The organism is Silvanigrella sp., assembly GCF_044369315.1.
GTDB lineage: Bacteria > Bdellovibrionota_B > Oligoflexia > Silvanigrellales > Silvanigrellaceae > Silvanigrella.
On record NZ_JBIPMD010000227.1, the window covers coordinates 1 to 5,100 of the forward strand.

Genomic DNA, 5,100 nt, shown 5'->3' on the forward strand with positions numbered 1-5,100 from the left:
CTATGGATAACTTGTTGATTTGATTCCTGCCTACATGACATCCACAATGGAAAATGACAGTCGGAGTAAGTTACAAAGATGCTACCTAAATTTAATAAAATAATAAAAAGACGGCGCAAAATGCGAAGGGTTAATTTTTTTTTGGGGGAAATAGACTTTAAATTTTTCATAAAATAATTGTAGATTGTTCATTATGCTACGGAATCCTTTTTGCAAAAAAAGTTAATTGTTAAACCGCAGCATATCTTTTCAACTACAAATTTCAACTCTTTAATTATTTACACCTTATAGTCAGCTATTTTGGCGAAAAACTTTGTGGACACGGCCTATAACATGATATCGGAGTAACTATAATGTTCTTAAAATGCAATAAAATGTTTATATTTTTTCTAAGTCTTATCCCTCTAAATTCGATAGCATTTGAAAACAATAATATTAATGACAGTGCTTTAAATTTTATTAGTAAAGCAAAAGAATATGAAAAAAATAAAGATTGGAATAATGCCTTAAAAAATTATTTTCATGCATTATCTTTAAATCCAAATGTTATTGAATCCCAATTTGGAGAGAAAATTATTGATTTTAAGACCCCGCTTCAATTAAAAGATAAACCGCAATGGGAAAAAGACCAATCAATAAAAGATAAAATATTACTTATATATGGAGTAAAAGGGATAGGGGATACTCTCCAATTTTTTAGATTCATTTCCAATTTAAATGATTTAAAACCTAAAAAAATTATATTTTTATCTCAAAAAGGGCTCGCTGAACTTCTTAAAAACTCGAATAACATTCCCAAAAATTTACCTATTGAGATCATTGACGATTGGAATAACATTCCTGAATATGATTTATACGTTTCATTATTGAGCTTACCCCACTATCTGAATATTAATATCGCTGATATTAAATCGAACTCTTATTTAACATTAAACGATAATAAATATAGTAACAAATTCAGTAAATATGATAAAATCATAAAAATAGGGGTTATAGTTACTGGAGATGCAAATCATATTCATAATTCTGACAGAAGCTATTCTTATAAAATGTTATCTAATATTTCTGAAAATAAAAATATTAAACTTTTTTCTTTACAATATGGTGGAATTAAAGAAAATATTTCACAATCTTTACCCATTGAAGAGCTGATAGATAATAATTCAAAATTTATAAAAACTGTAGAAATTATGAAAAATTTAGACTGCATTATAAGCGCTGACACTTCAACCGCTCATTTAGCTGGAGCCTTAGGTATTCCTACATTTGTTCCTTTATCTAAAAATACCGATTTAAGATATGTTGGCGAAGGCGAAAATACTTTTTGGTATAAGAGCGTAAAATTGATTCGTCAAAATGAGCAAGGAAATTGGAAAGATGTCTTTTCAAAAATTGAACAAATGATTCCTGAATTCTGTCATAAAAATAATTAAAAAATAATAGATAGACGGTAAGTTGCTATGTTGAAGTAGGGTTAGGTTAGATTTGAAAATCAACCTTTTCAGAGTATTATTTTGAAAGAACGCCTCTAAGAGTTGGAGGTTAAAATGTCTGAATCCATAATTAGTCCTAATTTGAAAAAAATTTATGTGGGAATTGATGTTCATAAAAAAACGTACGCAGTTACTGCCCTAGGTTCTGATATAGTTAAAAAACGAGTTTCAATGTCCGCATGTCCAAAGGCCCTAATTTCGTTTTTAAAAAATAATTACCAAAATTCAGAAATATATTCGGTGTATGAGGCGGGGTTTTCTGGTTTTCATTTACATAGGAAATTATTAGATTCAGGAATTAAAAATATAGTAGTCAATCCTTCATCTATTGAAATATCAGCCAATAAAAAAGTTAAAACAGATAAAAAAGATTCATACAAATTAGCAGAACATTTGTCATTAGGACGCTTGATTGGAATTAATATTCCTTCATTAGATCAAGAATATAAGAGGTTATTATCAAGAACTAGAGAACAGCTAATGATTCAAAGGGTCCGTACTGGAAATCAAATTAAAAATAAATTGTTCCAATTTGGTTATATTGATTTCTCTGAAGAAAAGGTTATGAGTAGAAAATATATATCGAATTTAGTTTATTTAGAACTGAAAAATGAATTAAAAATAACAATTAATTGTCTTGCAAATATCTGGCTATATTTGCAATCCCAGATAAAAGAATTAGAAAAAGAGTTGAAAAAACAAGCTGAAAATGAATCTCATATTGAACTGATTTACCAAAGCGTTCCTGGTATAGGTGAGGTATCTGCAAGAGTTCTAGCGAATGAGCTTGGAGACATGTTGCAATTTAAAAATGAAAAATCACTATTTAGTTTTGTGGGATTAACCCCTGTTGAATATTCCTCAGGAGAAAATATAAGACAAGGAAACATATCTAGACAAGGCAATTCAAGATTAAGAAAAATATTAGTTGAATGTTCTTGGACCACTATTTCTAAAGATCCAGAAATGGAAGAGTTATTTAACAGAATAGCTGCAAAAAGAGGGAAAAAAAGAGCAATAGTTGCAATAGCAAGAAGACTTATTGGAAAAATTCGCGCTTGTTTTAAAGATAAATCACCTTATAAAATTAATATTTCAAAAATTCGTTCCATAAAATCGGAGGAAAAATATTGAAAAAATATATTAAAATTTAAAATAAACTTCAATTTATTTTAAATCTCAGTTTGATAAATAAGTTATAACTTAGTTTGTAAATATTGTGACTTCGTTAACGAATCCTGCGTGTATTTTTTTTTAAAGTAACCGCGTCGGTAAGTTTGGAGCACAACCCTTTAGCTTTACGAATAAACAACTTGCAGCATAGTTTATATTATGACTACGAATAACAGGATGTTAAGCTTATCAAAGGGGAAATTAAAATTAATTATGAAAGTTTACAAGAATTCTTAATTAAAATGCTGGGTTTTTAAATTCAGCTTTTAAAAGATTATTTTGCGATTGACACTTCACATAACAGGATTCATATAGAAAAGAAGCACTTTGGTACTTGAACAGAATTAAAACTAAAAAAACTCAAACCTAGACATTCGAATTGTCAAAACATAATTTAATTTTTTATAACAAATAAACTCATTAACAAAAAAAAAAGATAACTTTTACCTCCTCAATCCATTGTAGATTAAAAATTATTTAATATAAATTTAAAATTATTTGTCAATACAATTTAAATAAATTATTTGATATAGATATCCAAAGATAAATGAAAACATAAAATATTAAAATTATAAAAAAATAATCTGTTATGGCAAGCTATGATATTTGCTTTCTTATTTGTTTTTAAATAAATTTAAAATTCATTAAATCAATGAGGAGGAATTTTTAATGAAAAAACTATTCATAATTTGCGCTTTACTTCAAACTGGATCTGTATTTGCAATGGGCATTAAGCCATTTGCTCTGACAAATGATTCGACATTTTCTTGTGGAATAAAAAGATAGTTTTAAGACAAAATAAAAAAAGATATTTTTAATTTTGTATAAATAAACTTTATAAATTTTATTTATACATATTGATATTGAATTAAATAAATTTGATAAAAGAGATAAATAAACAAAGCAAGGAATTATCTTTAAAAAAAACATTTGACATCATATATATAATAAATTATTGAAAATCTGATTATAATTATAAAAATAAATTTCTAAAATTGAATAGAGGACAAATGAAAAAATATTACGTTCTAATTATAGTAACAACTGGAATATTTACTATAACAAAAAAGTTTCCATGTAATTGGGTAGTTCCAAATCGATGTACGATTTATGATCTTCCTAAAGAACCACCAGCCCATTTTTTTCATTATAATAACTAATTTGTTAAGTTTGAAAATATAAATTTAATGAATATCATTCCTCTTTATAGCTAATCCATATTTCATTAGAAAGATTATTTGTTCCAACTTTTTTACCTTCTAAAATCATATTGTACTTATTTTTCAAAAGATTATTCGGTTTTAAGGTAGAGATATTTTCAACTTGACTAGAATTAGATGTATTATTTAAATTTATGCTAAATGATTCCTTGTTTTTAACTGTATAAGATGTATTCTCGAACTCAAAATTTAATATATTAAGAATACAGTTTTCTTTTTTAATGATAGGAATTATAGCAACATTGTCGTTATTATCTTCTTGAATTCGAAAATTATTTATGGATAGTTCTTTTTTCCAATCTCCACATTGAACATTGGCATTGACATTTGTTAGTTTACCATCAAAATGAAGACTATCTTCACTGTGATGAGAGATGTAAAAAATATAATCGACTTCTTTTGCCTGTGCATTAAATGAAATTAAAGTAGGGATAGCGAGTAATTTTATAAATATTTTATACATAACCACATCCTGTAGTTTAAGTTAATGAAAAAATTATTGTATATTATATTTTATTAAATTCCAATAATTAATATAAATATTAATAGTTTAGTTTTAGACTATCCTTTTTTTTGGATCGAATTTAAATAACTCATCTTGAAATTAAATTTCCATAAATTATAAATAAATTTTGCGTTTAATTTAATTATTTTTCTCTTCTTCTATATTTGATGCATATATCTTAAATCTTTTTTTATTATTTATTTTTGCATAAAAAATGACATGATTTAAAAGTGTTTTCCCAATACCTCTTCCGCGATATTTTTGATCTACACAAAACCAGCTTACCCACAATACCTCTTTATCATCACAATCTCTAAAATATATTTCTGTGATCCCAATTATATTTCCTTTTTTATCTATTGAAACCCAATATTTTGAATATCTAACATGTAATCCTTGCTTGTATACTGTAGTATTTACAGTGTTTTATGTCAATTTGGTATAAAGTTTTGGAGTCTATGAATTAAGGGATTTAAGTGCTGGATTTCGGATTTATTATACTTTTATTAATAATATGCTAACGGTTATATTGATTTTAGGTGATAAGTCCACTCAAAAATCCGAAATTAAGAGAGCAAAAGCGCGTAGAAATAAATTACTAAAGGAGGGCATTTATGGTGCGCCAAGATAAGTGCGTAAGAACCAGTGAGTGCGAATCTCACCCACGTAAAGATTAGCCATCAGCGTGGAAGTAAGCAGTGCGATTAAT

At 26.6% G+C, this 5,100-nt stretch carries 4 protein-coding genes and 1 pseudogene; 3 read left to right on the plus strand and 2 right to left on the minus strand.

Annotated elements, in window-relative coordinates; translation table 11 throughout:
* Positions 1-353 precede the first annotated feature (353 nt).
* The 3 genes from ACIQ56_RS14155 (at position 354) to ACIQ56_RS14165 (ending at position 3,826) form a co-directional block, all read left to right on the plus strand.
* Positions 354-1,433, plus strand: coding sequence for a hypothetical protein (locus ACIQ56_RS14155; RefSeq protein ID WP_397601697.1), 1,080 nt, complete (start codon positions 354-356; stop codon positions 1,431-1,433).
* 114 nt (positions 1,434-1,547) lie between these two features.
* Positions 1,548-2,627, plus strand: coding sequence for an IS110 family transposase (locus tag ACIQ56_RS14160; protein ID WP_397601698.1), 1,080 nt, complete (start codon positions 1,548-1,550; stop codon positions 2,625-2,627).
* Positions 2,628-3,676: 1,049 nt separating this feature from the next.
* On the plus strand, positions 3,677-3,826 hold the full coding sequence (locus ACIQ56_RS14165) for a hypothetical protein (RefSeq protein ID WP_397601699.1): 150 nt from the start codon (positions 3,677-3,679) through the stop codon (positions 3,824-3,826).
* 34 nt (positions 3,827-3,860) lie between these two features.
* Here the strand turns inward: ACIQ56_RS14165 and ACIQ56_RS14170 are convergent, their stop codons facing one another.
* Both ACIQ56_RS14170 and ACIQ56_RS14175 read right to left on the minus strand, forming a co-directional pair.
* Positions 3,861-4,349 carry a hypothetical protein gene (locus ACIQ56_RS14170; protein WP_397601700.1) on the minus strand — a complete coding sequence of 163 codons (489 nt, stop codon included), beginning with the start codon at positions 4,347-4,349 and terminating at the stop codon, positions 3,861-3,863.
* A 180-nt stretch (positions 4,350-4,529) separates the two neighbouring features.
* Positions 4,530-4,766, minus strand: a pseudogene (locus tag ACIQ56_RS14175) (GNAT family N-acetyltransferase); the annotation flags it as partial.
* Between the last annotated feature and the right edge of the window lie 334 nt (positions 4,767-5,100).